General features: G+C 64.3%; 24 protein-coding genes and 1 pseudogene. 13 read left to right on the forward strand and 12 right to left on the reverse strand.

Going from position 1 to position 26,514, the window contains the following annotated elements; genetic code table 11:
- The first annotated feature begins 26 nt into the window (after positions 1 to 26).
- Both QRQ56_RS05800 and QRQ56_RS05805 read left to right on the forward strand, forming a co-directional pair.
- Positions 27 to 956 carry a tetratricopeptide repeat protein gene (locus QRQ56_RS05800; RefSeq protein WP_438738258.1) on the forward strand — a complete coding sequence of 310 codons (930 nt, stop codon included), beginning with the start codon at positions 27 to 29 and terminating at the stop codon, positions 954 to 956.
- Positions 957 to 1,165: 209 nt separating this feature from the next.
- Complete coding sequence (locus QRQ56_RS05805) at positions 1,166 to 1,561, forward strand: SPW repeat protein (protein ID WP_438738260.1); 396 nt, start codon at positions 1,166 to 1,168, stop codon at positions 1,559 to 1,561.
- Between the two features lie 51 nt (positions 1,562 to 1,612).
- On the opposite strand, the gene QRQ56_RS05810 is transcribed toward QRQ56_RS05805, so the two are convergent.
- The 3 genes from QRQ56_RS05810 to QRQ56_RS05820 all read right to left on the reverse strand — a co-directional run bounded on the left by QRQ56_RS05810 (position 1,613) and on the right by QRQ56_RS05820 (position 2,873).
- Complete coding sequence (locus QRQ56_RS05810; protein WP_438738262.1) at positions 1,613 to 1,888, reverse strand: GNAT family N-acetyltransferase; 276 nt, start codon at positions 1,886 to 1,888, stop codon at positions 1,613 to 1,615.
- Between the two features lie 11 nt (positions 1,889 to 1,899).
- Positions 1,900 to 2,415 carry a DUF3828 domain-containing protein gene (locus QRQ56_RS05815; protein WP_438738263.1) on the reverse strand — a complete coding sequence of 172 codons (516 nt, stop codon included), beginning with the start codon at positions 2,413 to 2,415 and terminating at the stop codon, positions 1,900 to 1,902.
- A 98-nt stretch (positions 2,416 to 2,513) separates the two neighbouring features.
- Positions 2,514 to 2,873, reverse strand: a complete 360-nt coding sequence (locus QRQ56_RS05820) for a hypothetical protein (protein WP_438738264.1) — start codon at positions 2,871 to 2,873, stop codon at positions 2,514 to 2,516.
- Positions 2,874 to 2,967: 94 nt separating this feature from the next.
- On the opposite strand from QRQ56_RS05820, the gene QRQ56_RS05825 reads away from it, so the two are divergent.
- The 3 genes from QRQ56_RS05825 to QRQ56_RS05835 all read left to right on the forward strand — a co-directional run bounded on the left by QRQ56_RS05825 (position 2,968) and on the right by QRQ56_RS05835 (position 6,048).
- Positions 2,968 to 3,465, forward strand: a complete 498-nt coding sequence (locus QRQ56_RS05825; protein WP_438738267.1) for a hypothetical protein — start codon at positions 2,968 to 2,970, stop codon at positions 3,463 to 3,465.
- A gap of 105 nt (positions 3,466 to 3,570) precedes the next feature.
- Positions 3,571 to 5,178, forward strand: coding sequence for an acyl-CoA synthetase (locus QRQ56_RS05830; RefSeq protein WP_438738269.1), 1,608 nt, complete (start codon positions 3,571 to 3,573; stop codon positions 5,176 to 5,178).
- 9 nt (positions 5,179 to 5,187) lie between these two features.
- Positions 5,188 to 6,048, forward strand: coding sequence for a PCC domain-containing protein (locus QRQ56_RS05835; protein ID WP_438738271.1), 861 nt, complete (start codon positions 5,188 to 5,190; stop codon positions 6,046 to 6,048).
- A gap of 16 nt (positions 6,049 to 6,064) precedes the next feature.
- Here the strand turns inward: QRQ56_RS05835 and QRQ56_RS05840 are convergent, their stop codons facing one another.
- Complete coding sequence (locus QRQ56_RS05840; protein ID WP_438738273.1) at positions 6,065 to 8,146, reverse strand: DUF1217 domain-containing protein; 2,082 nt, start codon at positions 8,144 to 8,146, stop codon at positions 6,065 to 6,067.
- A 269-nt stretch (positions 8,147 to 8,415) separates the two neighbouring features.
- On the opposite strand from QRQ56_RS05840, the gene QRQ56_RS05845 reads away from it, so the two are divergent.
- The 3 genes from QRQ56_RS05845 to QRQ56_RS05855 all read left to right on the forward strand — a co-directional run bounded on the left by QRQ56_RS05845 (position 8,416) and on the right by QRQ56_RS05855 (position 10,842).
- Positions 8,416 to 9,183: an AAA family ATPase gene (locus QRQ56_RS05845; RefSeq protein ID WP_438740081.1), complete on the forward strand. Its 768-nt coding sequence runs from the start codon at positions 8,416 to 8,418 to the stop codon at positions 9,181 to 9,183.
- 136 nt (positions 9,184 to 9,319) lie between these two features.
- Positions 9,320 to 9,886 (forward strand): SRPBCC family protein, encoded by a 567-nt coding sequence (locus QRQ56_RS05850; protein WP_438738274.1) that lies wholly within the window; start codon positions 9,320 to 9,322, stop codon positions 9,884 to 9,886.
- Between the two features lie 2 nt (positions 9,887 to 9,888).
- Positions 9,889 to 10,842 carry a cytochrome D1 domain-containing protein gene (locus tag QRQ56_RS05855; protein WP_438738276.1) on the forward strand — a complete coding sequence of 318 codons (954 nt, stop codon included), beginning with the start codon at positions 9,889 to 9,891 and terminating at the stop codon, positions 10,840 to 10,842.
- A 73-nt stretch (positions 10,843 to 10,915) separates the two neighbouring features.
- On the opposite strand, the gene QRQ56_RS05860 is transcribed toward QRQ56_RS05855, so the two are convergent.
- The gene (locus tag QRQ56_RS05860) at positions 10,916 to 11,557 is read right to left on the reverse strand and encodes an HAD family hydrolase (protein WP_438738277.1); all 642 of its coding nucleotides are present in this window, start codon (positions 11,555 to 11,557) and stop codon (positions 10,916 to 10,918) included.
- A gap of 71 nt (positions 11,558 to 11,628) precedes the next feature.
- Between QRQ56_RS05860 and QRQ56_RS05865 the strand changes: the two genes are divergently transcribed.
- Together QRQ56_RS05865 and QRQ56_RS05870 are read left to right on the forward strand one after the other, a co-directional pair.
- The gene (locus QRQ56_RS05865; RefSeq protein WP_438738279.1) at positions 11,629 to 11,850 is read left to right on the forward strand and encodes a DUF433 domain-containing protein; all 222 of its coding nucleotides are present in this window, start codon (positions 11,629 to 11,631) and stop codon (positions 11,848 to 11,850) included.
- A gap of 111 nt (positions 11,851 to 11,961) precedes the next feature.
- Positions 11,962 to 12,204: a DUF5615 family PIN-like protein gene (locus QRQ56_RS05870; protein ID WP_438738281.1), complete on the forward strand. Its 243-nt coding sequence runs from the start codon at positions 11,962 to 11,964 to the stop codon at positions 12,202 to 12,204.
- Between the two features lie 21 nt (positions 12,205 to 12,225).
- Here the strand turns inward: QRQ56_RS05870 and QRQ56_RS05875 are convergent, their stop codons facing one another.
- The 6 genes and pseudogenes from QRQ56_RS05875 to QRQ56_RS05900 form a co-directional block, all read right to left on the reverse strand.
- Positions 12,226 to 12,549, reverse strand: coding sequence for a hypothetical protein (locus QRQ56_RS05875; RefSeq protein ID WP_438738283.1), 324 nt, complete (start codon positions 12,547 to 12,549; stop codon positions 12,226 to 12,228).
- Positions 12,550 to 12,597: 48 nt separating this feature from the next.
- Complete coding sequence (gene uvrA, locus QRQ56_RS05880; protein WP_438738284.1) at positions 12,598 to 15,579, reverse strand: excinuclease ABC subunit UvrA; 2,982 nt, start codon at positions 15,577 to 15,579, stop codon at positions 12,598 to 12,600.
- Positions 15,580 to 15,865: 286 nt separating this feature from the next.
- The gene (locus QRQ56_RS05885; protein WP_438738286.1) at positions 15,866 to 16,621 is read right to left on the reverse strand and encodes an outer membrane protein; all 756 of its coding nucleotides are present in this window, start codon (positions 16,619 to 16,621) and stop codon (positions 15,866 to 15,868) included.
- A 218-nt stretch (positions 16,622 to 16,839) separates the two neighbouring features.
- Positions 16,840 to 17,601, reverse strand: a pseudogene (locus QRQ56_RS05890) (outer membrane protein).
- A 210-nt stretch (positions 17,602 to 17,811) separates the two neighbouring features.
- Entirely contained in the window at positions 17,812 to 18,504 is a 693-nt protein-coding gene (locus QRQ56_RS05895; RefSeq protein ID WP_438738288.1) for an outer membrane protein, read from the reverse strand.
- A gap of 239 nt (positions 18,505 to 18,743) precedes the next feature.
- Entirely contained in the window at positions 18,744 to 19,523 is a 780-nt protein-coding gene (locus QRQ56_RS05900; RefSeq protein WP_438738290.1) for an outer membrane protein, read from the reverse strand.
- A 425-nt stretch (positions 19,524 to 19,948) separates the two neighbouring features.
- Here QRQ56_RS05900 and QRQ56_RS05905 point away from each other — a divergent pair, with 425 nt between their 5' ends.
- From QRQ56_RS05905 to QRQ56_RS05915, 3 genes are all read left to right on the forward strand, one after another.
- Positions 19,949 to 20,446 carry a single-stranded DNA-binding protein gene (locus tag QRQ56_RS05905; protein ID WP_438738292.1) on the forward strand — a complete coding sequence of 166 codons (498 nt, stop codon included), beginning with the start codon at positions 19,949 to 19,951 and terminating at the stop codon, positions 20,444 to 20,446.
- Positions 20,447 to 20,805: 359 nt separating this feature from the next.
- Entirely contained in the window at positions 20,806 to 23,538 is a 2,733-nt protein-coding gene (gyrA, locus tag QRQ56_RS05910) for a DNA gyrase subunit A (protein ID WP_438738293.1), read from the forward strand.
- A gap of 98 nt (positions 23,539 to 23,636) precedes the next feature.
- The gene (locus QRQ56_RS05915; protein ID WP_438738294.1) at positions 23,637 to 24,425 is read left to right on the forward strand and encodes a substrate-binding domain-containing protein; all 789 of its coding nucleotides are present in this window, start codon (positions 23,637 to 23,639) and stop codon (positions 24,423 to 24,425) included.
- 20 nt (positions 24,426 to 24,445) lie between these two features.
- On the opposite strand, the gene QRQ56_RS05920 is transcribed toward QRQ56_RS05915, so the two are convergent.
- Entirely contained in the window at positions 24,446 to 26,299 is a 1,854-nt protein-coding gene (locus QRQ56_RS05920) for a potassium transporter Kup (RefSeq protein ID WP_438740083.1), read from the reverse strand.
- Positions 26,300 to 26,514: the final 215 nt, after the last annotated feature.

A 26,514-nucleotide genomic window follows, 5' to 3' on the forward strand; every position in this document is an offset into this window, starting at 1 on the left:
ATCGCTGCAGGGGAGATATCCGCAAAATGCGTGTCCGGTTCAGTCTCATGGTGTTGCTCGCCGCGCTGACCTCGACGGCGCCGGCCGCGGCCGAGGGAGGTCCGGACTGGGAGGCGTGCGTCGGGCTGACCAGCACGCCGGACCAGCGGGTCAAGACCTGCTCCACTGTGATCGAGACCAAGAGCGAGAGCGGTAAGCGGCTCGCCGGCGCCTATTGCAATCGTGGCCATGGTCTCACCGAGAAGAGAGAGCTCGAGGCCGCGCTGACCGATCTCGACGAAGCGCTCAGGCTCGACCCCTCCTATGCCTGTGCCTACAACAATCGCGGCCGGGTCTATTCGTTCAAGCGCGATTATGATCGCGCCATTGCCGATTACGACCAGGCCATCAAGCTCGATCCGTCGCTGGCGCTGGCCTACAACAATCGCGGCGAGTCCCGCTTCAACAAGGGCGACCTCGACGGCGCCCTGACCGATTTCGATGCGGCGATCAAGCGCAACCCGAATTCCGCCATGGCCTATGGCAATCGCGGTCTCGTCTATTACCGCAAGCACGACGTCGCGCATGCGCTCGCCGACTATACGACGCGGATCAAGCTCGCGCCCGATCTGCTCGCCTATATCGATCGCGGCAACGTCTACCGGGACAGCGAGCAACTCGACCGCGCGGCCGCAGACTACGGCGAGGCGATCCGCGTCGCGCCGACAGACGCGCGCGGCTGGCGCAATCGCGGCATGATCCGCCTCTTCCAGGGCGACAACAAGGGCGGTATTTCCGACTACGACAAGGCGTTGCAATACGATCCCTCCGACGCCTATTCCTGGAACAATCGCGGGCAGGCCCGCCTGCGGCTCGGCGACAAGCAGGGCGCGATCGCCGATTTCCGGAAAGCGCTGGAATTGAAGCCGGGCCTGGCGTCCGCGCAGGACTCGTTGCGCAAGCTCGGAGCGCCGTAGCCACGGTGTGGTTGCTCATCACCGCCCAGCGTTCGCGGCCATCGAAATAATCCTCAAGCCCGCTCTTGCGCAGCCGCCGGCGGTTCCCACGTCCTTTGCAGGACATACGTCCGAATGCGGCCGGCAGGGTCGCCGAGACATTCGTCGCAAGACATTCGGAAGTCGTGCTCGCCAGCCGCCGACGTGTGCCTCTGTCACAGGAGGGTGCGATGTCGGACCTTGGATTCTTGCAGACTCATCGAACATGGGAGGACTGGTGCGGGATGCTGCTCGGCGCAGTGATCGTGGCCTCGCCATGGTTTCCCGTTCAGGATGCGACGATCACCGGTGACCAGACGGTGATCCTGAATGCGATCGCAATCGGTCTCGTCGTCTTCGGCATCAGCCAGCTCGAGTATGTCGCCTTGCAGCGCTGGCAGGAGGTGACGACGATCCTCGTCGGGCTCTGGCTCATCGGCTCGCCCTACATGGTCGGCTATTCCGGTGAGGGTTTTCTGCGCATCTATCACACGGGCCTCGGCGCCGTGCTCGTGCTGCTCGGCATGCTGCAGCTGTGGCAGGACTGGGATATGACCGACCAGGACATGCTCAGGCATGGGCAATAAGGCCGCAAAGCATCGGCTGGCCCGTCGGCTGCGGGCGGCGGGCCCGTATTCCTATCGTGCCAAGAGATCGGCATAGTCCGGATGCTTGTCGATCCACGCCTTCACGAACGAGCATTGCGGGACCAGCTTCAACCCGGCGCTGCGGACCTGATCGAGCGCGCCTTGCACCAGCTTCGAGCCGACGCCCTTGCCGCCGAGCTCCTTCGGCACGTCGGTGTGCTCGAAGGTGATGACGTCGCCGTCGAGCCTGTAATGCTCGGTCGCAAGGTGGCCCTCGATCTCGAGCTCGAAGCGGTGATGGGCCCTGTTGTCGATGATTTCGCTCATGTCGTCTCCGCTCAGCTCTTGAGCGAGTCCATCAGCATCTTGCGGATCGACCAGGCTTCGCCGCCGGAGGAGCCCTTGATGTCGTCGATCTTCCAGCTGTTGGCCTCGCGCACGAAGTCGTAACGCACGATCAGGTCGGCAGGTTTCCGGTCGTTGCGATGACCGGTGATGGTCACCGCGATCGTGGCCTTGTCGGCCTCCATCTTCTCCGCGTCAACCTTGAACGATTTCACGTCCGGTTCCTGCGAATTGGTGACCGGGTCGAAATCGACCGGCCCGACATCGCCCTTGGGTGTATGCGCATCGGCCTTGGCCCATAGCGCAACCAGGGCCTTGGAGAGGTATTTTGCCTTGGCGGCCTTGTTCTCGATGATGAAGGCGCCGCCGCCTTCGCCCTTTCCCTTCGCCGCGCGGGTATAGATCGCCGTCAGGATCGCGACGGGATCGCTCGCGGCGGGAGTTTCGGCCAGAGCAGGGGCAGTGCCGGCGAGCAGAGCGGCGGCGACGAAGGTCCGGCGAGTGAGCATGGATGATCCTGGGAATGCTGTCTTTGCGAAGAGGGCGAGCACGACCGACCGGTGCGGCCGGCGTCTAACCCTGTTGACTGACGTGAACGCCGTTCGGTTCAATCAGCGGCTTTGGCGAGCCTGGAATCTTCCGGTTGCTGCTGGGGACGCAGGCATCCCTGACAGATGACGAGGGAGCGGTTCAGCCGGGCATCCTGCGCGGCCTCGCTGGCGTCCTGCGCCTGCCACCATTCCTTCGACTGGGGCTGAGGTCCGGCCTGCGATGTGTTGCGCTCGGACTGCGCCAGATTGCGGGTCGGCCGTGAGGTCGCGCGCGGCCGATTGGGATCCTCACCGGCGCCGTCCCAGGCATAACGGCCGGGCTTGAAGGCGGGATCGGATGCCAGATGCGCCTGAGGGCCTACGGCACATCCGGCGAGCGCCAGCGACAACAGGAGGAAGGCGGGCGCTTTGACCATGATGCGATACTCTGCAGGCGAGAATTGCGCGAGGTTGCGCCGATCATGTTTAAAATTCCCTGAACGGTTGCCGCCGCCGCGGCGACCAACGCCCATGCGCCATCTGATGCTTCTGCTCGCCCTGACCGCCTCCGCCGCGCGCGCCGAGGATGCCAAGCTCTTCAATCCGTCCGACTATCCACCTGGCGTGCAGACGGCGCTGCGCTATGCCAATGAGGAATGCACCAGCCGGGATGGCGGCGAGGTGATCTTCGCCTCCGATACGGTCCGCAGGATCGACCTCACCGGTGACGGCCGGGACGATTACATCGTCGATTTCAGCGCGACCAGATGCGGCGACCGCGAGACCACCTATTGCGGAACCGGCGGCTGCGTCATGAAGATCGTGGTGACATTGCCAGACGGCAATTCGCGCGAGGTGTTCGACGGCTATGTCCGTGGCTACAAGATCATGCCGCCGTCTGTGAAGCGCGGCGCCGCGCGCAGCATCCGCTTCGATCTGCATGGCAGCTTCTGCGGCGGCTTTGGTGCGCAGGCCTGCGTCAAGCAGAAGGCGATTACGGCAACGCCGTTCGCATTCAAGCAGCCGTAGGGCAGGTGTGCGGCCCGCGGCCTTGCAGGGGTGCGGGCGATGGCGATAAATGGGCCGCAATGAGCGGGGGGCCGGAGCGCCGTCCGCACTTGAAGAGGAAGCCCGATGCAGCCCCTGCGCATGTCCCGCCGCGTCATGAATCTCGCTCACATGCTGACCCAGAATGCGCGGCGGCACGGAGCGTGTCCCGGCTTCGTCTGGGGTGACAAATCCTGGACCTGGCGGCAGATCGATGCGCAGGTCTCGGCGCTGGCGGCAGCGCTCGCGGCACGCGGCATCGCCAAGGGCGACCGCATCCTGGTCCATTCCAAGAATGGCGACGAGATGTTTGTCTCGATGTTCGCCGCATTCCGGCTCGGCGCGGTCTGGGTGCCCACCAATTTCCGCCTGATGCCGGACGAGGTGACGTATCTCGCGGAAGCCTCCGGCGCCAAGGCGTTCCTGTGTCATGTCGATTTCCCTGAACATGCCGCGGCGGTGAAGGGCGGGGCGCTCGCCTTCACCTGGAGCATCGACGGCAAGGCCGCGTTCGGCGAGACGTCGGTTGCGGAGGCCATCGCCTCGCGCGCCGGCGAGGCGATCGAGAACGTCGCCGTCGAGCACGATGATCCCTGCTGGTTCTTCTTCACCTCCGGGACCACCGGCCGTTCCAAGGCCGCGGTGCTGACGCACGGCCAGATGGGTTTCGTCGTCACCAACCATCTCGCTGACCTGACGCCTGGCGTCACGGAGAACGACGCCTCGCTGGTGGTGGCGCCGCTGTCGCATGGCGCCGGCGTGCATCAGCTGGTGCAGACCGCGCGCGGTGTCTGCACTGTTTTGCTGCCGAGCGAGAAGTTCGACATCAACGAGGCGTTCCGCCTGATCGAGCAGCATCGGGTCGCCAATCTCTTCACGGTGCCGACGATCCTGAAGATGATGGTCGAGCACCCAGCCGTCGACACATACGATCACTCCTCGCTGCGCCACGTGATCTATGCGGGCGCGCCGATGTATCGCGAGGATCAGAAGACCGCGCTAAGGAAGCTCGGCAAGGTCATCGTGCAGTATTTCGGTCTCGGCGAGGTCACCGGCAACATCACCGTGCTGCCGGCGGCGCTGCACGATCCCGAGGACGGCCCGCACGCGAAGATCGGCACCTGCGGCTTCGAGCGCACCGGGATGCAGGTCTCGATTCAGGACGACGAGGGCCGCGAGCTCGCCCCCAATCAGAGCGGCGAGATTTGCGTGATCGGGCCGGCCGTGCTGGCCGGCTACTACGACAACCCGGAAGCCAATGCGAAGGCGTTCCGCAACGGCTGGTTCCGCACCGGCGACCTCGGCCACATGGACGAGGAGGGCTTCGTCTACATCACCGGCCGCGCCTCCGACATGTACATCTCCGGCGGCTCCAACATCTATCCGCGCGAGATCGAGGAGAAGATCCTGACGCATCCCGCGGTCGGCGAGGTCGCCGTGCTCGGCGTGCCCGATGCGACCTGGGGCGAGGTCGGAGTCGCCGTCTGCGTCGCGCGTGAAGGCGAGAAGCCGGTGAGTGAAGCGGAGATGGCGGCGTTCCTCGGTCCGAAGGTGCCGCGCTACAAGATGCCGAAGCGGTTCTTCTTCTGGGAGGCCTTGCCGAAATCGGGCTACGGCAAGATCCCAAAACGCATGGTGCGCGACGAGCTCGAGGCGCGCGGGCTGCTCGATCTCGACAAGACGAAGGCGGGCTGAGCGGAGGCGATGCGAAGTATCAAGCAGCCGGGCGCACCGCTCGCCGAACGCATCCAATGGGTGGAGGCGAGGGGCCGCGCCTTCTCATTCACGCTTCAGGCCGGCCTGCCGCTGCTGGAGGCCGCGCGGCGCGGCTTTGCCGCCGAAGGCTTTGCGGGCGGCGTGCTGAACTTCGGACACGGCGCGCTCGGGCCGTTTGCCTATGTCATGCCGGCATTGTCGAAGACTGGCGAGAACGCCGCGTTCTACAGCGACACTTACCGGCCCGGCGGCCTGACGCGCACGAAGCTCGGCAGCATGACGTTCGGCATCCGCGATGATGCGCCGTTCTTTCACTGCCATGGGCTGTGGACGGAGGCGGACGGCAAGGCGAGCGGGGGCCACATGTTGCCGGACGAGACGGTCGTCGCCGAACCGTTCGAGGTCGAGGCTTTTGGCCTCGATGGCGCGACGTTCACCGCCGAGCTGGATTCCGAGACCAATTTCAAGCTGTTCGGACCGGTGGCCGCCGCGCGCACCGGCGCGCGTACCACGGCCAGCGCCTTCGCGCTGCGGCTGCGGCCCAATCAGGACTTTGCCGGCTGCCTCGAAGAGTTCTGCCGCGCGCGTGGCATCAGGCGTGCGAAGGTCCATGGCGGCGTCGGCTCGACCATTGGCGCGCGCTTCACCCATGGCGGGGTGACCGAGCCGTTCGCGACCGAGCTGGCGATCACGGCCGGGCTGATCGCGCCCGGGCCCTCCGGCGTGCTCGAAGCTGCGCTCGACGTTGCGCTGATCGACTACACCGGCGGCGTCGCGGAAGGACGCCTGGTCCGCGGCGACAATCCGGTGCTGATGACCATGGAGCTGGTGCTGGAGGTGTTGGGTTAGTATCGGCAAGCGGTCATCAGTGAGCACGCAATTTGGCGATCGCCATGTACGTGGATTCGCTCATGCTCGGCAGGCCTGAGCTCGATCCCTGAAAGAGGTTGAGCAAGGGCGACTGAGCCTGCCCGGTGCTCCCATTGTTCTTCACGTCATACATGGCCGAGAAGCGATTCAACAGTTTGGCGACCTTCGCGGGATCGGACAGATCCTTGATCTTCATAAATCTGTCCACGTACTTGGCCTGCTGGTCGATCGGCATCGCGGCCATCTGATCGGGCAAATTGAACGTGGTCCTGAACACCTCCGACAGAGCCTTGTCGGCGAGGATGTCGTATGCCGACGTGATGTCGCCCGCCTTTCGCTGGAAGTATAGCGCCAGGCGTACGCCGGGATTGGTTTCGCCTTGCTGCTGCTCGAGGCTTTGCTGGACGTAATTTGCCTGCGTATCCCGCAATTGATCCCGCCTCTGGGGACCCATCATCGGCAGGCGCGCGACGTTGCCCTTGCTGTCGAAATTGAACGACGCCACGATGTCGGCAAAGCGGGAATCGCTCTGCGTGTTCGCGAAGCTCTTGGGATTGTTCAGATCGGAGGCGAAGATCTTCTTGAGAAAATCGTCGCTGACCTTGCTGGGGTTCAGACCCTTGGCGAGGAGAACGAGATCGACCATCGGCCGGTTCGCAAGGAGATCGGAAACGCTGTCGATGCCTGCGATCGCCTCCTGATAAGCCGTCGCGTCCTTGGCTGCCTGTGCCCGAACCGCGGCCTGCTGCTTGGTGGTCAACGTGCTTGCGCTCTTCACCGCCTGAATGACGTAGTCCCTTGCAATCTGGAGGATCTCGGCAGAGTCCTGCGCCACCAGGGGGGTCGTCATATTGCCCTTCGCATCGAAATTGAAGGCGTGCGCGAGCTGAACGTATCGGCTGTCCTTGAGGGTGTGTACATAGCTCTTGGGATCGCCGAGGTCGCTTTCGAGGACAGCCTTGATGGTTGCCAGCGAGACCTTCTTGGGATCGAGGCCGACGGCGCCGAGTGCGAAGTCATACACGCTTGCCGTCGACAGAAACTTGTCGAGCGAGTTGACGGTGAGGATGGCCGTCCTGAATTGCCTGATCGCAAAGGCTTCGTTCAGCGGGGTTGCCGCCGAATAGACCGCGGCCTTGCTGGCGTCGAACCGTTGTTTCGTGAGCGTCACGTTTGCCGCGGTCTGCGCCGACACACCTGGCGGAAGTGATCCGTCGGGCGAGAACTCGAACGCGCCGGCGAGGTCTACAAATCCGTTGATCGTCGCGATCTCTCCACCGAGGCTGGAGACGGAGGCCGCAAATGACTCCAGATGGTGTTTCTCGACCAGGATCTGTATTTTCAATTGGGTCACGTCCGCGCCCGGCTGCGACATTTGAGCCGTGTAGTCCGCAATCTTCGCATTTGTGGCGCCGACATCGGATTGGGCCTGGGCAAGCTGGGCCTTGAGGCCGGTCAACTGGGACGCGAAGGTGGTGTTGACGTAGCTGCTCGGGTCGGATGGATCGCTGCGCAGGACCTGGCTGATCGTGTCTCGTGGCCACTTGCTCTGATCGATCCCGTAGGCCGAATAGACATAGTTGCGAAGGCGGTCGTTGTTCAGGAGATCGTCTGCGCTGCCGATCTTGCCGATTTGGGCGCTGTAGTAGTTCGTCTCGCCCGCGAGCGCATCGACCTGGCTCTTCTTGGTCGCCGTGTACAGGCCGATCATTTCGTCGGTCTGATTGTCCGATTGCGCGATCGGCTTTGCAGTGCCGGTGAAGGAGAATGCCGCAGCAAACTCCTGGTAGCGCTTGTCGACCAGCTTGTTGACGAAGCTCTTGGAGTCGTTGAGGTCGCTCTCCAGCACCTTCTTCATGAAGGCCTTGGCGTAGGCCATGTCTTCGAGCCCGTAGGCCTTCATCGCGTAATGGAACAGGCGATAATCCTTCATGAAATCGTCAACGGTCTTCACCTTGCCGATGTTGGCCTTGTAATAGGCGGCCTCCTGCGCCACGCCCGGCTGCTGCTCGACCCGCGTCAGCGACTGCTTGAGATTGCGCGTGATGTAGCTGTAACCAAAATACGTTGATACCATCGCGCATTCCTCGCGGCTTCTTAACGTCCCGGACGCCCGTCAGTCATTGCGGAGTCGCGAGCTGGAAAGCCGGCCTCATGCCGGCAGACTGTCTTTTGGGTTGCGTTCGCTCTGGGCGATTTTGGCCTACAATCTGACGTTTTAATTTATCGTCCGGTGACGCAACCCGAGTTTGTTTCGAATTGTTTCCATATGTTTCCCGAATGCAGCTTTCGTGGAGGTTGCGTTCCTGTTATGTTCTGGTAAAATTCGGCGGAGCTGGGGGCGGGATGAGCCGAAGAAGCGGTCGAACAATCAACCTGCCGGCGCCGTATCTGAAGCGGGTCTGGCTGGACCCGTCGCGGGTGGGTGATCGCGAGGCCTATCCGTTTTGCCTTCCCATCTTCCCCGACGATTTCGAGCTTAACTTCGACACCGCCATCACAATCATCGTTGGGGAGAACGGCACCGGGAAGTCGACCATCCTCGAGGGCATTGCATCGCTCGCCGGCTACGACGATGCCGGAGGCGGCAAGGGCTACATGCCGGTCGACCATTCCGAGGCGCGCGAGAAGATGGGTGGTCAGCTCGCCAGGGCGCTGCGCGCGAGCTGGCTGCCGAAGATCACCAATGGCTGGTTCTTTCGGGCCGAAAGCTTCTTCTCGGTCGCACGCTATCTCGACCAGGCCGCGCGCGATGCCGGCCAGGCCGGTCCCGATTTCCTGTCGCACTCCCACGGGGAGGGCTTCCTGCGGTTCTTCGAGGAACGCTGTCAGCGCCAGGGCATCTTCATCTTCGACGAACCGGAATCGGCGTTGTCGCCGGCGCGGCAGATCGAGTTCCTGAAGCTGCTGCGGCGCATGGAGGACTCTCGGATCTGCCAGGTCATCATGGCGACGCACGCGCCGATGCTGATGGCTTACCCGAATGCGCGACTGCTGCGGCTCGGGAAATACGGTCTGGAGCCCATGACGGTGGAGGAGACGGACCATTACCGCTTGATGCGCGAATTCTGCGACGATCCGCACGGCTTCGTCGCGGCGGCGCTGGGGGAGTAAACGAGTGTCTGACGGCGGCTCTCTCCGCCGCAACGGTGCCACGAACCTGTCTCCCCTCGGCCCCAAAATGCGCTAGGATGACCGCAGCGCGCACTCCAAGTCGCGCATGATCAACGGGACGTATGAGGAAACGAGAATGAGGGTGACGATTGGACGGCGCACGGCTGTGGCTGCGGCGCTGGCTGTGATTGGGGCGGCAGGCTTGACGGCGACCTTTGGCCCGGCGTGGGCGCATGGGCCGACCCGGCAGAAGGTGCGGGAATCCATCGAGATCAGCGCGCCGCCGGCCAAGGTCTGGGCTGCAATCTCCAATTTTCAGGATATGAGCTGGCTTCCGCCCGTCACCAAGACCGCGGGCGAAAAGGGCAACGAGGTCGGCGCGACGAGGACGCTCACTCTGCAGGGCGGGGCGACGGTCGAGGAGGAGCTCTACAAATACGAGCCCGACATGCAGAGCTATTCTTACCGCATCACCAAGGTCGACGTGAAGGTGCTGCCGGTGACCAATTATTCCTCGACCTTGACGGTGTCGCCGGCGCCCGACGGCAAGGCGAAGCTGGAATGGGCCGGAGCGTTCTACCGCGGCTTTCCCAACAACGATCCGCCGCCGGAGCTGAGCGACGAGGCGGCGGTGAAGGCGGTGAGCGGGCTCTACAAGACCGGGCTCGAGGCGCTGAAGAAGAAGATCGAGAGCGGTAGCTGACCGTGCGCATGCTGGTTCTGGCGGCGCTCGCCGCCAGCCTTTGCCATGCCGGCCTCGGCAGCGCCGCTGCCGAGGAGGCGTTCGTCACCGACCAGCTCAGCGACGATCTGATGGTGGTGGACCTCGCGACGTCGCGCGCCGTGGCCACGATCCCGATCGGCGGCAAGCCCGCCGGGGTCGCCGTCAGCGCCGACGGGCGCTTTGCCTATGTCACGAGCCCCGACGCCAAGGCGGTGACGGTGGTGGATGCGGCCGCGCGCCGGGTCGCCGGCCGCATCGAGGTCGGCGGCGGGCCGCTCGGCATCGCGGTCGCGCCCGACGGCAAGACGGTCTATGTCGCCGACTGGTATGCCGCGGCGGTGCGGGTGATCGACGCGGCCTCGCGCAGCGTTGTGGCCAGCATCGCAGTCGGCGCCTCGCCATCGGGTCTTGCGGTGACGCCGGACGGCAAGCTGCTGCTCTCGGCCGACCGCGACGACGACAGCGTCTCGGTCGTGGACATTGCGACGCGCCAGCGCAAGGCGACGATCAAGGTCGGCACCCGCCCGTTCGGCGTCACCGTCGACGCCGAGGGCAAGCACGCCTACACCGCCAATGTCGGCTCCGACGACGTCTCCGTGATCGATCTTGTGGAGGGCAAGGAGGTCGGCCGCGTGAAGGTCGGCATGCGACCCTATGCGGTAGCGCTGACGCAAGGGCGTGGCTTCGTCACCGACCAATATGGCGGCACCGTCAGCGTGTTCGATGTTGCGAGCTTGAAGCCGATCAAGCGCATCAATGTCGGCGACTACCCCGAGGGTATTGCCGCGACTGCCGACGGCAAGAGCGTTATCGTCGCCTGCTGGGAGAGCAACACGCTAAGCATCATCGACGCGGCCGAGCTGAAGGTCGTCGGCGAGATCAAGACCGGCGACGGGCCGCGGGCGTTCGGCGCGTTCTTGCGCAGGACGGAGTAGGGCCGCGTAGGGCGGATTAGCGCAGCGTAATCCGCCATCCTGCGTCGATCATCGATCGGCGAATTACGCTGCGCTAATCCGCCCTACGATGACGGCATAACACATCCGCAATCTCATCCATACGCTCGAACACATGATCAGGCCCCAGCGCCCGCAGCGCCGCCGGCGCCGCATAACCCCAGCACACCGCGCCGCAGGCGATGCCCACGGTCCGCGCCGCCTCGATGTCGCGGACCTCGTCGCCGATCGCGATGACCTTCTCGGGCGCGACACCGGCGCGGCGAATGACCCGGCGGAATTTCGCGGGCTTGCCGAAGATCGACGCCGCGCAGTCGAAATACTGGAATAGCGCCGCGGCATCCCCGAGCTTCTCGCGCGCATTGGCCTCGCTGTCGGACGTCACCAGCGCCAGCTGCACGCCGTTTTCAGTCAGTGTCCGCAGCATCGCCTCCACACCCGTAAACAGCGAAATCTCCGCCGCCGCCTCGCCCTTCAACCGCCGCGCGTGCCGCGCGATCGCCGGGAGCTTCCACAAGGGCACTTCGAGGCGGGCGAGGATCTCGCGCGTCGAGGCATGCCGCAGGCTCTCGATGTCCTCATCGGCGACCCGGCGAAAATTGAAGCGATCGGCGATGTCGTTGATGGTGCGCAGGAACCACGGGAAGCTGTCGGCCAGCGTGCCGTCGAGATCGAAGATGGCGAGGTAGTAGGGCATGGAAGCGGGTTTCGAGTTCGCTGACAAGCGCGGCCTGATATGCTATCGTTTGGCAAAATTCGAGGACAGCCATGCGGCACGAACGCATCGAAATCAACCCGGGGATCATGGATGGAAAGCCCGTAATCCGTGGAACGCGCGTGCCGGTCGAGTTGGTGTTGCGTGAGCTCGGTGCGGGCATGACCACTGAAGGCATCATCGCGGAGCATCCGCGGTTGACAGCTGACGATGTCAGGGCGGCCCAGGCTTTTGCGGCAGACTACCTGGCCGACGAAGACATTATCTACCGCTGAACCGTGCGCTGGCTTGCGGACGAATGCGTTGCGGTCTCGCTGGTTCGAGAGCTGCGAGGCGCCGGTCACGATGTGCTTTAAGTCTCCGAATTTGCCGCCAGTCTGGGCGACGTGGAGGTCATTTCATTGGCCTTGCGGGAAGGGCGCCTTCTTCTCACGGCTGATAAGGATTTCGGCGAGCTTGTCTTTCGTCGCGGCCAGACCGTTCCTGGCCTTATCTTGCTGCGGATCGATCCGGGACGAGGGGTATTGATGCGGACGCGACTTCTGGAGGCGGTCGACCAGTTTGGTCAGGGGCTCTTTGGGCGTTACGTCGTGATCGACGAGGTCCGCTTCCGATCCCGCCCATTGTAAGCCCACTCTTTACCGGGCGGCCTACCGCAATTTGCGCACGTGAACATTGATGTCGAGATCGATGGTCTTGACGCAGGTCTGTGTCGTCCGATGCGAGCCGCCCTCATGCCAGCGGCCGTCGTGCGCCTGGGCACCGCTGACGTTGGCCAGCTTGAGGCATCGCCATTGCGGTAGCGGTCCGCTGCTCTCGCCTGCAAACTGCCAGGCCAGTACGGCCTCCTCGCCGGTCTTGTCGGTGCCAATGACGTGCGGGCAGAGCTCGCGGTAACGGCCCTCGTAGACACAGGTCACCTGCTGTTCGGCGCGGATGGCTTGACGAAAGAGCGCATAGGTCCGGCTCGGCATGGCGATCGGTCCAAGGTGCGAGATCTCGTTCGCTCGAGATGACGGAAATTACTCCGCCGCCTGGCTCGTGCTCCTCCGCTTCGGCTTGCCCGCCTTCTTCAGCACCGGCGCCAAGAATTTCCCCGTATAGCTCCGCGGCGCCTTCGCGATGTCCTCCGGCGGGCCCCACGCCACGATCTCGCCGCCGCCGTCGCCGCCTTCGGGGCCGAGGTCGATGACCCAGTCGGCGGTCTTGATGACTTCGAGATTGTGCTCGATGACGACGACCGTGTTGCCCTGCGCCACCAGCTCGTGCAGCACCTCCAAGAGCTTCTTGACGTCGTGGAAATGAAGACCGGTGGTCGGCTCGTCCAGGATGTAGAGCGTGCGGCCGGTGGCGCGCTTTGACAATTCCTTCGCGAGCTTGACGCGCTGGGCTTCGCCGCCCGAGAGCGTCGTCGCCTGCTGGCCGACATGGATGTAGTCGAGGCCGACGCGGTGCAGGGTTTGGAACGTCTCGCGCACGCGCGGCACCGCCTTGAAGAACTCGGCGGCCTCCTCGACAGTCATGTCGAGCACGTCGGCGATGCTCTTGCCCTTGAACAGCACCTCCAGCGTTTCGCGGTTGTAGCGCTTGCCCTTGCAGACGTCGCAGGTGACGTAGACGTCGGGCAGGAAGTGCATCTCGATCTTGATGACGCCGTCGCCCTGGCACGCCTCGCAGCGGCCGCCCTTGACGTTGAAGGAGAAGCGGCCGGGCTCGTAGCCGCGCGCCTTGGCTTCGGGCAGGCCGGCGAACCATTCGCGGATCGGCGTGAAGGCGCCGGTATAGGTCGCCGGATTCGAGCGCGGGGTGCGGCCGATCGGCGACTGGTCAATGTCGATGATCTTGTCGATGTGCTCGAGGCCCTCGATGCGGTCGTGCGGGGCTGCGCCCTCGCTGGCATTGTTCAGCTTGCGGGCGATCGCCTTGTAGAGCGTGTCGATCAAGAGCGTCGACTTGCCGCCGCCGGAGACGCCGGTGACGGCCGTGAACAGGCCGAGCGGAATCTCCGCCGTGACGTTCTTGAGATTGTTGCCGCGCGCGTTGACCACCTTGATGGTGCGGCGATGGTTCGGCGGGCGCCGCTCCGGCACCTCGACCTCGAGCTCGCCGGTCAGGTACTTGCCGGTCAGCGATTTCGGATTGCGCATGATCTCGGCGGGCGTGCCTTCGGCGATGATGTTGCCGCCATGCATGCCGGCGCCGGGGCCGATGTCGAGAACGTGGTCGGCCAGCAGGATGGCGTCCTCGTCATGCTCGACCACGATCACGGTATTGCCCAGGTCGCGAAGCCGCTTAAGCGTGTCGAGCAGGCGCGCGTTGTCGCGCTGATGCAAGCCGATCGAGGGCTCGTCGAGGACGTAGAGCACGCCCGTGAGCCCTGAGCCGATCTGTGACGCCAGGCGGATGCGCTGGCTCTCGCCGCCGGACAGCGTGCCGGAGGAGCGTGACAGCGTGAGATAGTTGAGGCCGACGTCGAGCAGGAAGGTGAGACGCTCGCGGATCTCCTTGAGGATGCGGCCCGCGATCTCGTTCTGCTGTGCGTTCAGCGCGTCGGGCACGGTCTCGAACCATTCGCCGGCCTTCCTGACCGACAGCTCCGAGATCTCGCCGATATGCCTGGTCCCGATCTTGACGCAGAGCGCCTCGGGCTTCAGCCGGAAGCCCTTGCAGCCCTCGCAGGGCACGTCGTGAAAATACTTCGCCAGCTCCTCGCGCGCCCACTCGCTCTCGGTCTCGCGGTAGCGGCGGTTGATGTTGGTGATGACGCCCTCGAACGGCTTCTTGGTGTCGTAGGAGCGCACCCCGTCCTCGTAGGAGAACTTGATCTCGTCTTCGCCGGAGCCGTGGAGGATCGCGTTCTGCGTCTTCTTGGCGAGGTCCTTCCACTTGGTGGTCAGCGTGAACTTGTAGTGCTTGCCGAGCGCTGTCAGCGTCTGCACGTAATAGGGCGAGGACGACTTGGCCCAGGGCGCGATCGCGCCCTTGCCGATGGGGAGCTCCTTGTCGGGAATGACGAGGTCCTCGTCGACATGCTGCTCGACGCCGAGGCCGCCGCAGGCCGGGCAGGCGCCATAGGGATTGTTGAAGGAGAACAGGCGCGGCTCGACCTCGGGAATGGTGAAGCCGGAGACGGGACAAGCGAACTTTTCCGAGAACAGCATGCGCTCGGGTCCGCTCTTGTCGTGGATTTTCGCGGTCTTCTTCTTTTCTTTCTCTTCGGCGGGCGCTGCCGCCGGCGCGTCGGCGAATTCGACGACGGCAAGGCCCTCGGCGAGCTTCAGCGCGGTCTCGAAGCTTTCGGCGAGGCGCTGGCCGATATCGGCGCGCACCACGATGCGATCGACGACGACGTCGATGTCGTGCGGGAATTTCTTGTCCAGCGTCGGCGCTTCGGCAAGCTCATGGAAGGTGCCGTCGATCTTGACGCGCTGAAAGCCCTTCTTGAGCCATTCGGCGAGCTCCTTGCGGTACTCGCCCTTGCGGCCGCGCACGACCGGCGCGAGCAGATAGAGGCGGGTGCCTTCGGGCAACGCCAGCACACGGTCGACCATCTGCGAGACGGTCTGGCTCTCGATCGGCAGGCCCGTGGCCGGCGAATAGGGCACGCCGACGCGCGCCCAGAGCAGGCGCATGTAGTCGTAGATCTCGGTGACGGTGCCGACGGTGGAGCGCGGGTTCTTCGAGGTGGTCTTCTGCTCGATCGAGATCGCCGGCGACAGGCCGTCGATCTGGTCGACGTCAGGCTTCTGCATCATCTCCAGGAACTGACGCGCATAGGCCGACAGCGATTCGACGTAGCGGCGCTGGCCCTCGGCATAGATCGTGTCGAAGGCGAGCGAGGATTTGCCGGAGCCGGAGAGGCCGGTGAACACCACCAGTTTGTCGCGGGGAATCTCGACGTCGATGTTCTTGAGATTGTGCTCGCGTGCACCGCGGATCGTGATTGCGTGCCGGCTCGAGCCCGCGTTGCTAGTCTGGCGCTTCGCCTTGATCACTTCATCCATCCGAGTTGCCCCTCAAGGAAGCCCATGGGTGCGCGACCGCGCCAGCAAGAGAGGCGCGCTTCGCCCGGAACCGGGATCGGCACCGATGGGTATGGCAGCGAACGTAGGAAGAACGGGGACGGATTTCCAGAGGCAGTTGCGAATCGTCAACGGAATGTTGCTGCGCTGGCGGCATCTGGCAGCAGCGGGGCTGGGAACTGTCTGGAACGAGGGCCAAGCAAAAGGCCGGCGCGAGGCCGGCCTTTTGTAGCGAGGGGAGCGCCGGAGACGGAGCTCAGTACCGAACTCAGTACCTGGCAACCACCGGGCCGCCGAAGGTGTAGTTCAGGCGGACGGTGCCCATGTCGACGTCCTGCTTGATCCGGTCGATGCGGTCGTTGACGACGCCGAGAATCGTGAAGGAGTTGTTGCGCTTGCCCATGAACAGATGGTCGTACTCGATCGCCACGGACCAGTTCGGCGCGAAGCCGAACTCGATGCCGGTGCCGACCGCGCCACCCCAGCGAGTCTCGCTGGCGCTGTCGAGGACCACGCCGCCCACCAGACCGTTGTACTTGGCGTGCGTAGCGGCCGCGCCGCCCTTCACGTACCAGAGCACGTTGTTCCAGGCGTAGCCGACCTGACCGGTGAACAGGCCGATCGCATCGATCTTGGTCTGGTTGACCAGCGCCGGCGGCCCAAGAAACAGGCTCGTGTTCGAACCCTTCAAATTGGCCCAGTCGCCCTGGGCTTCAAGACCGAACACCCAGTTGGTCGACTGCCAGCGATGGCCGAGCTGACCACCGACGACGCCGCCGGTTGCATTGTGGCAACCCTCGGCCGTGTCCGGCCCGGGAACGCCGAAGATGTTGTTCACGTCCCAGCAGTTGCGGCTCGAGGCGCCACCGCCGTTGATACCGATGTAGAAACCGCTCCAATTGTACATCGCGATCGGCGCGACCGGAGCCTTGGTGTAGGGGCGGGCGGCCAGATCGGCCGCCGAGGCCGGTGAAAACGCACTCAGTGCAAACAAACTGGCCGAAGCCAGCAAAAGCTTCTTCATATCCATTCCCCAGTTCAGTTTCTTTTTCTGGCCTTCCGGAAGCGGAAGAGCAGCGGACCCCAATGACCCAACTGATGTCCCTGCTTACACCATTAAAGCCTTGGGTTGTGTGACCGGTCGACCACATCCGTTCGAAAACGCAGCGCGGGCGCAAAGGTCGCGGAAAACAAAAGGGCCGGCGCGAGGCCGGCCCTTCGTCACGCGATGTCGCGCTCGATTCAGTATTTGGCGATGATCGGACCGCCGAACCGATAGCTGACGCGGGCGGTCACGATGTCGATGTCCTGGCTGATGCGATCGGTGCGGGAGAAGGCCCCGGTGTTGAATGTGAAGCTGTTGTTACGCGATCCCATGAAGCCGTGCACATAGTCGACGCCGACCACGACGTTGGGTGCGACGCCGAAGTCGAGGCCGGCCCCGATCGCTCCACCCCAACGCGTTTCACTGGCCCGGTCGAATACGAAACCGGTCGCGGTGGTGAAGCCCTCGTACTTGTCGCTGACGACGATGGCGCCGCCCTTCGCGTAGACCAGCACGCTGCTCCAGGCGTAGCCGACCCGGCCCGTCACCAGACCGAGGCCATTGATCTTCGAGCGGTCGGAGCCAACGCCGCCCGCAGCCAGGCTCGGGCCATTGGAGCCGCTGAGACGAGCCCAGTCGCCCTGGCCTTCGAGGCCGAAGACCCATGCGGATGACTGCCAGCGAAATCCGACCTGACCGCCCCCGACGCCGCCGGTCGCGGTGTGGCATCCCTCGGAAGCGGGGGGCACGACCGGTGCGCCGAGAATGTTGGTCACGATGTCCTAGCATTTGTGGCTCCAGCCGCCGCCGCCGTTGAGGCCGACGTAAAAGCCGCTCCAGTCGTACATCGCGGCAATCGGCGCAGCCGCCTTGGTGTAGGGGCGCGCGGCCAGATCGGCCGCCGAAACTGATGTCGTCGCCGCAAGCATGGCGATTGCGGCAAGCGTGAACTTGTTCAAAGGCGGGCCCCCAAGCCGAAGTTTATCCGCCTTTTTGATACAACCCTTGAGGTGCGACAGTCTGTCACTCGTGCGCCACAGATGTCGGAATAATGGAACTTGTGCGCAGCGGCGGCGATCCGGCCAAGCGAGAGCCGGACAAACAAAAAGGCCGGCGCAAGGCCGGCCTTTCGTAACGCTGATGCGTTGGAGCAAAGCTCAGTGCTTGGCTCAGTACTTGGCGACCACCGGGCCCCCGAAGTGATAGTTCACGCCGACCTGCACGGTGTGGAAGTTGAGCGTGCCGGTGGGGACGGTGCCCGCGAAGTAGCTCTCGCCGCCGAGGCTGCGATAGAGGTACTCGCCCTTGACCGACCACTGCGGAGCGAAGAACGCCTCGACGCCGGCGCCGACGGTCCAACCCGAGTGGAACTTGCTATCGGAAACCGACAGGCCGCCCAGGGTCGCGGTGATCTTGTTGTCGATCCAGGCGTAACCACCGGTGCCGTACAGCAGCACGTTGTTGACGGCCCAGCCGATGCGGCCACGCACGGTGCCCATCGCGTCAGTCTTGGAGCTCACCGAGGCGGGGATGCCACCGACGCCCGGGACGAAGACCACGCCAGCGGCCGAGGCGCTGACGTCAGCCCACGCACCATCAGCCTCGACGCCGAACACGACGTTGCCGGTCTGCCAGTTGTAGCCGGCGGTGCCGCCGACGAAGCCACCCTTCATCTTCGGGTCGCCGGAAGCGTTTTCCCAAGCGCCGCCACCGACGATACCGAGATAGAAGCCGGTCCAGTTGTAGACCGAAGCCATCGGAGCGATCGGAGCCTTGGTGTAGGGGCGAGCCGCGAGGTCAGCAGCCGAAGCGGGGGCCGCCAGAGCGAACAAACAGGCCGAAGCCAACAAAACTTTCTTCATTTTCAACCTAATCCCAGTCCCAGTTTCTGTTGTTGCCTTCCCCGGAAGGAAGGGCAGCGGACTCAACGGCCCAACTGACGGAGTGCTTACACCACTGAAGCCGCAAGTTGTGTCTCCGAAAGGCCACAGTGGTCGAAAAGGTGATGGTTACTGACTTATTGTTCCCCAGAACACCCGCACCAAACGACAAAGGCCCGCGCAAGGCCGGCCTTCAATCTTCGAGCGATATCAGATGGATGTCAGTATCGCGCGACCAGCGGACCGCCCCAGCGATAGTTCACGCGGATCATGCCGATATCGACGTCCTGGCTGATGCGCTCGGAGCGTGTGGCAGCACCCAACGGGGCCGCCAGAAAGTTCCCAGAAGCGGTGAAGGTCACGGTGCGGTTGCCGAGGAAAATGTGGTCGTACTCGAAGCCCACCGTCCAGTTCGGCGCAAACCCGAACTCGATGCCGGCGCCCACCGTGCCGCCCCAGCGGGTCTCGTTGGCCCGGTCGAACTCCAGGCCTGTGACGACATCGTAGCTGCGGTAGCGGTCACTGACCGCGGCACCGCCGCCCTTCACATAGAGCAGCACGTTATTCCAGACGTAGCCGACCTGGCCGGTGATCAGGCCGAACGCGTTGATCTTCGAGCGATCGCGCAGGCCCGTGCCGACGAACACCGCGCTGATGTTGTCGCCCGAGAAGTCGGCCCAGTTGCCCTGGCCTTCCAGGCCGAACACCCAATTGGCCGATTGCCAGCGATAGCCGATCTGGCCGCCGACCGTGCCGCCGGTCGCGTTGTGGCAGCCCTCGCCGACGAGAACGCCCGTCACCGGGGTGACGAAGTCCCAGCATTTGTGACTGGTGCCGCCGCCGCCGTTGATGCCGATGTAGAAGCCACTCCAATCGTAGATCGCGGCGACCATCGGCGCCGGAGCCTTGGTGTAGGGACGCGCTGCCAGATCCGCTGCGCTGGCGGGAGCCGACAGGCTCAAAGTCATTGCACCGATTGCACCAAACAGAATTTTCTTCATTGCAGTCTCCCCAGTTTCGCCGCTTCTCGAAGTCCCCGAAGCGGCTGATCAGGCGCGCCGCCCATATGAATTCCAATTCCGCGGCCAGCGTAGTCCCGCGGGAGGGCCGAGTCCGTCTCCCAAAGGCCACAGTTGGAGGCCGCCTGACGAGGCGCAACTTGCTGAATGTTAATCGGTTTTTCTTCTCTCCATGGAACCGGAGCAGGTTCCGTTCCGCCGGAACATTCCGCTACCACGCGCTCACGCCTCGACAAGAACAAATCTGGAACGTGGCGGGCGTCGGTGCTATATGTGGGGATAACCTCGGGGGTGACGGGCTGAGTTGCGCCTGCAAGCGTATAGGGTCGCCTCGACAGGGCGCAGAGGAACGCGGGCAGCGCGCTCGGCCTTTAGAAATTCAGTGATATTCGGAGTGGAGAGCGGCGATGGCGGGAAGCGTCAACAAGGTCATTCTGGTTGGAAATCTCGGCAAGGATCCTGAAATCCGCCGGACCCAGGACGGGCGGCCGATTGCGAATCTGAGCATCGCGACCTCGGAGACGTGGCGCGACAAGAACAGCGGCGAGCGCAAGGAAAAGACCGAGTGGCATCGCGTCGTGATCTTCTCTGAGCCGCTTTGCAAGATCGTTGAACAATATCTGAAGAAGGGCGCCAAGGTTTATATCGAAGGTGCGCTACAGACCCGCAAATATACCGACCAGAGCGGCGTCGAGAAGTATTCGACCGAAGTCGTGCTGCAGGGCTTCAACTCGACGCTGACGATGCTCGATGGCCGCAGCGGCGGTGGCGGCGGCGGCAGCTTCGGTGACGAACCCGGCGGCGATTTCGGCTCGTCCGGCCCCGTCAGCAGTGCGCCGCGCCGTCCGGTTGCCGCCGGCGGTGGTGGCCGCAACAACGACATGGACGACGACATCCCGTTCTGAGAACGGCCGGGGACGATGAGGGCGCTGCCAGGGTTGGGGGAGCGCGCCTGTATCATCGTGTCAGCAAACCTTACTAATCGACGGAGCGGGCTCGGATTTCCGGGCCCGCTTCATGTTTGGCTTGAACATGGGATGGCGTCCGGCCGTGGCGCCATGGGACCGCTCGCCTACGTGTTTCGACGGGGCGGCGGAAGTGATTTCGGGAGGCCGGTTCCAGGCTCATCCAAGACACCCGCTATGGGGCCGTAAGCTATTGGAAAAATAAGCGGAAAAAGCACTTCCCAGCACCCGTGCAAGGGTGGTTATCAAGCGCTCGATGCGCTATATGATTCCCAGACAAAAACTCACCGGATTCCCCCTTGGCTGACGACGACAACAAGCCCGGCGACCAGCCGGCGCACCCCTCGGACATTCGCCCCGTTTCGATCTACGAGGAGATGAAAAAGTCCTACCTCGATTACGCCATGAGCGTGATTGTGGCGCGGGCGCTGCCTGATGCTCGCGACGGTCTGAAGCCGGTGCACCGCCGCATCCTGTTCTCGATGCACGAGCAGGGGCACACGCCGGACAAGAAATACGTCAAATCCGCCCGCGTGGTCGGCGACGTCATCGGTAAGTATCACCCGCACGGCGACCAGTCGATCTACGACGCCATGGTCCGCATGGCGCAGGACTTCTCGATGCGCGTGCCGCTGATCGACGGCCAGGGCAATTTCGGCTCGGTCGACGGCGATCCCCCGGCTGCCTATCGTTATACCGAAGCGCGCCTGACCAAGTCTGCGCTGGCTCTGCTGGCCGACATCGACAAGGACACCGTCGACTTCCAGCCGAACTACGACAACAACGAGACCGAGCCGTCGGTCCTGCCGGCCAAGTTCCCGAACCTTCTCGTCAACGGCGCCGGCGGCATCGCGGTCGGCATGGCGACCAATATCCCGCCGCACAATCTCGGCGAGGTCATCGACGCCTGCGTCGCGCTGATCGACAATCCCGCGCTCACCATCGATGAGCTCATCAACATCGTGCCCGGTCCGGATTTCCCGACCGGCGGCGTCATTCTCGGGCGGCAGGGCATCCGTTCGGCCTATCACCTCGGCCGCGGCTCGATCGTCATGCGCGGCAAGGTCGCGATCGAGACCATCCGCAAGGAGCGCGAGGCGATCATCATCACCGAGATTCCCTACCAGGTGAACAAGGCGACGATGGTCGAGCGCATCGCCGAGCTGGTGAAGGAAAAGAAGATCGAGGGCATTGGCGACCTGCGCGACGAATCCGATCGCGAAGGCTACCGCGTCGTCATCGAATTGAAGCGCGACGCCGTGCCGGACGTGGTGCTGAACCAGCTCTACAGATTCACCCCGCTGCAGACCAGCTTCGGCGTCAACATGGTGGCGCTCGACAGCGGCCGTCCGCGGATCATGCATCTGAAGGACCTGCTGGCCATCTTCGTCGACTTCCGCGAGCGTGTGGTCACGCGGCGCACCAAGTACCTGCTCGCCAAGGCGCGCGACCGCGCCCACATCTTGGTCGGTCTCGCGATCGCGGTGGCCAATATCGACGAGATGATCCGCGTCATCAGGACCTCGCCCGACCCGACCACCGCCCGCGACACCCTGATGTCGCGCGACTGGCCGGCCCGGGACGTCGAGGACATGCTGACGCTGATCGACGATCCGCGCCACCGCATCAGCGCGGACGGCACGATCCGGCTGTCGATGGAGCAGGCGAGGGCCATTCTCGACCTGCGCCTGCAGCGCCTCACCGCACTCGGCCGCGACGAAATTCGCGAAGAACTCGACAAGCTCGCCGGCGAGATCGCTGACTATCTCGATATCCTGCGCTCGCGCGAGCGCGTGCTGACCATCATCAAGACCGAGCTCGCCGAGGTGAAGGCCGAGTTCGCCACCCCGCGCCGCACCGTCATCGTCGAGCAGGAAGGCGAGGTCGAGGACGAGGACCTGATCCAGCGCGAGGACATGGTCGTCACGGTGTCCCACGCCGGCTACGTCAAGCGCGTGCCGCTGTCGGCCTACCGGGCGCAGCGCCGTGGCGGCAAGGGCCGCGCCGGCATGCAGACCCGCGACGAGGATTTCGTCTCGCGCCTGTTCGTGGCGTCCACGCACACGCCGGTGCTGTTCTTCTCCTCGCGCGGCCAGGTCTACAAGGAGAAGGTCTGGCGCCTGCCGATGGCCGCGCCGAACGCGCGCGGCAAGGCGCTGATCAACATCCTGCCACTGGAGCAGGGCGAGCGCATCACCACCATCATGCCGCTGCCCGAGGATGAATCGACCTGGGGCGAGCTCGACGTGATGTTCGCCACGACCGGCGGCAATGTCCGGCGCAACAAGCTCTCGGACTTCGTCGACGTTCGCCGCTCCGGCATCATCGCCATGAAGCTCGACGACAATGAAGCGATCGTCGACGTGCAGATCTGCACCGAGCGCGACGACGTGCTGCTCACCGCCGCCGGCGGCCAGTGCATCCGCTTCCCCGTTCCCGACGTGCGCGTGTTCACCGGACGCACCTCGATGGGCGTGCGCGGCATCGCGCTCGGCGAGGGCGACAAGGTGATCTCCCTGGCGATTCTGCGCCATGTCGAGACCACCTCGGACGAGCGCTCGGCCTATTTGAAGATGCGCCGCGCGGTCGCAGGTGAAGCCGCCGCGGAAGAGGCGCCGGTGGATGCCGAGACCGAGGAGACCTCCGGCAGCTTCCAGCTCGCCCAGGAGCGCTATATCGAGATGTCGGCGGCCGAGCAGGTCGTGCTGACCGTCTCCGTCAACGGCTATGGCAAGCGGACCTCGTCCTACGAGTACCGCACCACCGGCCGCGGCGGCAAAGGCATCGTCGCCATGAGCGTCAACAACCGCAACGGCAACCTTGTCGCGTCCTTCCCTGTGGAGGACGCCGATCAGATCATGCTGGTGACCGACAAGGGCCAGTTGATCCGCTGCCCGGTCGAAGGAATCCGCATCGCCGGCCGCTCGACGCAAGGCGTGATCGTGTTCGACACAGCCGAGGACGAGCACGTCGTCTCGGTCGAGCACATCACCGAAGAGGCCGAGAGCGGCAACGGAGCAAACGGCGAATAGCCGGTGGCGAACAGGGCTCATTGCCCTGTTCGCAGCCTTGTGAGCTGGACGCGGGCTGCCTTTGGTAAGACAGTATGAGCCCTGCCGTGGGAGTGCTCATGCCGCGATATCTTGCTTGTCTGTTTGCAATCCTGTTCACGCTTGCGTCTGCGCCGGGCGCAATCGCCGCTGACGTCAAGGTGATGATCTCGGCCGGCTTCTTCTCCGTGTATCAGGAACTCGGTCCCGCCTTCGAGAAAGCGACGGGACACAAGCTCATCACCACGCGCGGGCCTTCCGTCGGCGATTCACCGGAGGCCATTCCGGCGCGTCTGTCGCGCGGCGAAGACGCCGACGTGGTGATCATGGATGGCGTCGGCGTCGATCTGCTGGACCAGCGCGGGCTGAGCAAGCCCGGCAGCCGGATGCCGCTCGCGGAATCCTTCATCGGTGTCGTGGTGCGGGCAGGGCAACCCAGGCCCGACATCAGTATGACCGATGCGCTGCGCAAGACGCTGCTCGCGGCCAAGTCGATCGCCTATTCGGACAGTTCCAGCGGCACTTACCTTTCGACCGTCGGATTCAGGAAGCTCGGCATCGCCGACGACATCTCCGGCAAGACGCGCAAGGTGCGCGGCCCGCCCTCGGGCGAGCCCGTTGCCGCCGTCGTCGCCCGCGGAGAGGCCGAGATCGGCTTCCAGCAGGTGCCGGAGCTGATCCATGTGCCGGGGATCGACTTCGTCGGCACGGTGCCGGCCGAGATCCAGCCGCCGACGCTTTTCGTCGGGGCCTTGCCCAAGAACTCGCAGCAGCCCGAGGCCGCGATCGCGCTGCTGCGCTTCCTGTCCTCGGCCGATGCTGCGGCCGTCATCACGAAATCCGGGATGAAGCCGCTGCCGCCGGGTTGAAGTTCGGGCTACGAAGCTCGCTAAATCTCCAGCTCCGTGCCGAACTCCACCACCTGCTTGGTCGGCACGCCGAAGAACGCGGCGGAGCGTTCGGCGTTGCGTTGCAGGAAGGCGAACACGCCTTCGCGCCAGACCCACATGCCCGGGACGTCCTCGCGCGGGATGATGGTCTCGCGGCCGACATAATAGGTGATGTCGGAGAGATCGATGCCGGGCAGCTTGGCCTGGCGGCAGACCAGATTCAGTCCTTCGTAGATCGTCGGGTTCTGCATGAAGCCGTAATGCAGGACAACGCGGGTGATGCCGGGAATGATCTCGATCACCTCGGCGCGTTCCTCGTCGGCGATGTGCGGGGATTCCTCGATCAGCACGGTGACCAGCAGCACGCGTTCGTGCAGCACGCGGTTGTGCTTGACGAACTGGGTGAGCGCGAGCGGCACGCCGCGCGGCGCCGAGGCCAGGAACACGGCCGTCCCGGGCAATCGCGCCTGGCATTTGTTGACGGCGGTCTCGATCAGATCCTCCTCGGGCTGGCGCAGCTTTGCGCGCGCGGCCTCGACCAGCTTCACGCCGGAGCGCCAGGTCAGCATCAGGAAGGCGACGAGGCCGGCGAGCAGCAGCGGAAACCAGCCGCCCTCGAACAGCTTGATCGAGTTGGCTGAGAAGAAGATCAAATCGATCACGAAGAAGGCCCCGTTCACGGCCACCACCAGCCAGGGCGAATAGCCCCACTGGATCGCGACCAGCGCGGCCAGCAGCGTCGTGATCGCCATCAGCAACGAGACCGCGATGCCATAGGCGCCGGCGAGCGCGTCCGAGGTTCCGAAATTCAGGACGGCGCCCAGCGTTCCCGCCGCCAGCAGCCAGTTCACCAGCGGCACGTAGATCTGGCCGATCGCATCGCTCGTGGTGTGGCGGATCTGCATGCGCGGCAGGAAGCCGAGCTGGATCGATTGCTGCGTCAGCGAGAACACCCCGGAGATGATCGCCTGCGAGGCGATCACGGTCGCGACCGCCGAGAAGGCGACGAGCAGATAGTGCAGCGCGTCGGGGCAGAGCTGGAAGAACGGATTCTCGATCATCGTGGGATCGGTGATCAAGAGCGCGGCTTGGCCGAAATAGTTCAGGACCAGCGCGGGCAGGCAGATCGCGAACCAGGCGAGGCGGATCGGCAGCCGGCCGAAATGACCCATGTCGGCATACATGGCCTCGCCGCCGGTGACCGCGAGGAAGGCCGCCCCGAGGATTCCGAACGAGACGTGGAAATCTTGGTGGATCAGGAAATTGAACGCGTAGAACGGGCTGAGCGCTGCCAGCACCGCCGGCGCCTTGACGATGCCGTGGATGCCGAGCGCGGCGAGCACGACGAACCAGGCCAGCATCACCGGGCCGAAGATGCGGCCGATGAAGCCGGTGCCCTGCTTCTGCATCATGAACAGGCCGATCAGGATGGCGACGGTCACGGGCACCACCACGGGCGCGAGCGAGGGGGCGTCGACCTTGAGGCCTTCGATGGCCGAGAGCACCGAGATGGCCGGCGTGATCGCGCCGTCGCCGTAAAGCAGGGCGGCGCCGATGAGGCCAACCACGAGGAGATGAGCGCGCCACGTTCCTGGCTCGGCGTGGCGGGCATGGAGCAGGGCCAGCAGCGCCACGATGCCGCCTTCGCCGCGGTTGTCCGCCCGCAGGATCAACAGCGCATATTTCAGCGAGATGATCAGCAGCAGCGCCCAGAGGATCAGCGAGGCGATTCCGAGGACGGCGTCGTGTTGGAGCGTGCCGCCGTGAGCGGCCGCCTTGGCGGCTTCCTTCAGGGCGTAGAGAGGGCTGGTGCCGATATCGCCATAGACCACCCCGAGGGCGCCCATGGTCATGGCGAGGGGAAGGGGATCAGGATGATGGCCGGATGCGGTGGCTTGTGTGCTGGACAACGGCGCCCCCAATGGCATCGCGCCCGACGGGCCATTCCGACGGGCGCGATCGACACACAGTCTGCGACGAGACGTCGCAAATATCCATGGGGTCGGGATTGGAATCAGGAGTGAGGATTCAGCCTGGGGAAGCTGACGCCGACCTGACAGACCGATCC

Origin of the sequence: Bradyrhizobium sp. U531, from assembly GCF_051710265.1 — a bacterium.
Lineage (GTDB): Bacteria > Pseudomonadota > Alphaproteobacteria > Rhizobiales > Xanthobacteraceae > Bradyrhizobium.

Coding starts and splice junctions, on each gene's coding strand:
- QRQ56_RS05845 (WP_438740081.1), top strand. CDS start 8,416: ATGAGCCGAAGAAGCGGTCGAACAATCAACCTGCCGGCGCCGTATCTG.
- QRQ56_RS05915 (WP_438738294.1), top strand. CDS start 23,637: ATGCCGCGATATCTTGCTTGTCTGTTTGCAATCCTGTTCACGCTTGCG.
- uvrA (WP_438738284.1), bottom strand. CDS start 15,579: ATGGATGAAGTGATCAAGGCGAAGCGCCAGACTAGCAACGCGGGCTCG.
- QRQ56_RS05820 (WP_438738264.1), bottom strand. CDS start 2,873: ATGGTCAAAGCGCCCGCCTTCCTCCTGTTGTCGCTGGCGCTCGCCGGA.
- QRQ56_RS05885 (WP_438738286.1), bottom strand. CDS start 16,621: ATGAAGAAGCTTTTGCTGGCTTCGGCCAGTTTGTTTGCACTGAGTGCG.
- QRQ56_RS05900 (WP_438738290.1), bottom strand. CDS start 19,523: ATGAAGAAAATTCTGTTTGGTGCAATCGGTGCAATGACTTTGAGCCTG.
- QRQ56_RS05800 (WP_438738258.1), top strand. CDS start 27: ATGCGTGTCCGGTTCAGTCTCATGGTGTTGCTCGCCGCGCTGACCTCG.
- QRQ56_RS05895 (WP_438738288.1), bottom strand. CDS start 18,504: ATGAAGAAAGTTTTGTTGGCTTCGGCCTGTTTGTTCGCTCTGGCGGCC.
- QRQ56_RS05810 (WP_438738262.1), bottom strand. CDS start 1,888: ATGAGCGAAATCATCGACAACAGGGCCCATCACCGCTTCGAGCTCGAG.
- QRQ56_RS05835 (WP_438738271.1), top strand. CDS start 5,188: ATGCGAAGTATCAAGCAGCCGGGCGCACCGCTCGCCGAACGCATCCAA.
- QRQ56_RS05830 (WP_438738269.1), top strand. CDS start 3,571: ATGCAGCCCCTGCGCATGTCCCGCCGCGTCATGAATCTCGCTCACATG.
- QRQ56_RS05865 (WP_438738279.1), top strand. CDS start 11,629: ATGCGGCACGAACGCATCGAAATCAACCCGGGGATCATGGATGGAAAG.
- QRQ56_RS05920 (WP_438740083.1), bottom strand. CDS start 26,299: ATGACCATGGGCGCCCTCGGGGTGGTCTATGGCGATATCGGCACCAGC.
- QRQ56_RS05850 (WP_438738274.1), top strand. CDS start 9,320: ATGAGGGTGACGATTGGACGGCGCACGGCTGTGGCTGCGGCGCTGGCT.
- QRQ56_RS05825 (WP_438738267.1), top strand. CDS start 2,968: ATGCGCCATCTGATGCTTCTGCTCGCCCTGACCGCCTCCGCCGCGCGC.
- QRQ56_RS05805 (WP_438738260.1), top strand. CDS start 1,166: ATGTCGGACCTTGGATTCTTGCAGACTCATCGAACATGGGAGGACTGG.
- QRQ56_RS05875 (WP_438738283.1), bottom strand. CDS start 12,549: ATGCCGAGCCGGACCTATGCGCTCTTTCGTCAAGCCATCCGCGCCGAA.
- QRQ56_RS05840 (WP_438738273.1), bottom strand. CDS start 8,146: ATGGTATCAACGTATTTTGGTTACAGCTACATCACGCGCAATCTCAAG.
- QRQ56_RS05860 (WP_438738277.1), bottom strand. CDS start 11,557: ATGCCCTACTACCTCGCCATCTTCGATCTCGACGGCACGCTGGCCGAC.
- QRQ56_RS05905 (WP_438738292.1), top strand. CDS start 19,949: ATGGCGGGAAGCGTCAACAAGGTCATTCTGGTTGGAAATCTCGGCAAG.
- QRQ56_RS05815 (WP_438738263.1), bottom strand. CDS start 2,415: ATGCTCACTCGCCGGACCTTCGTCGCCGCCGCTCTGCTCGCCGGCACT.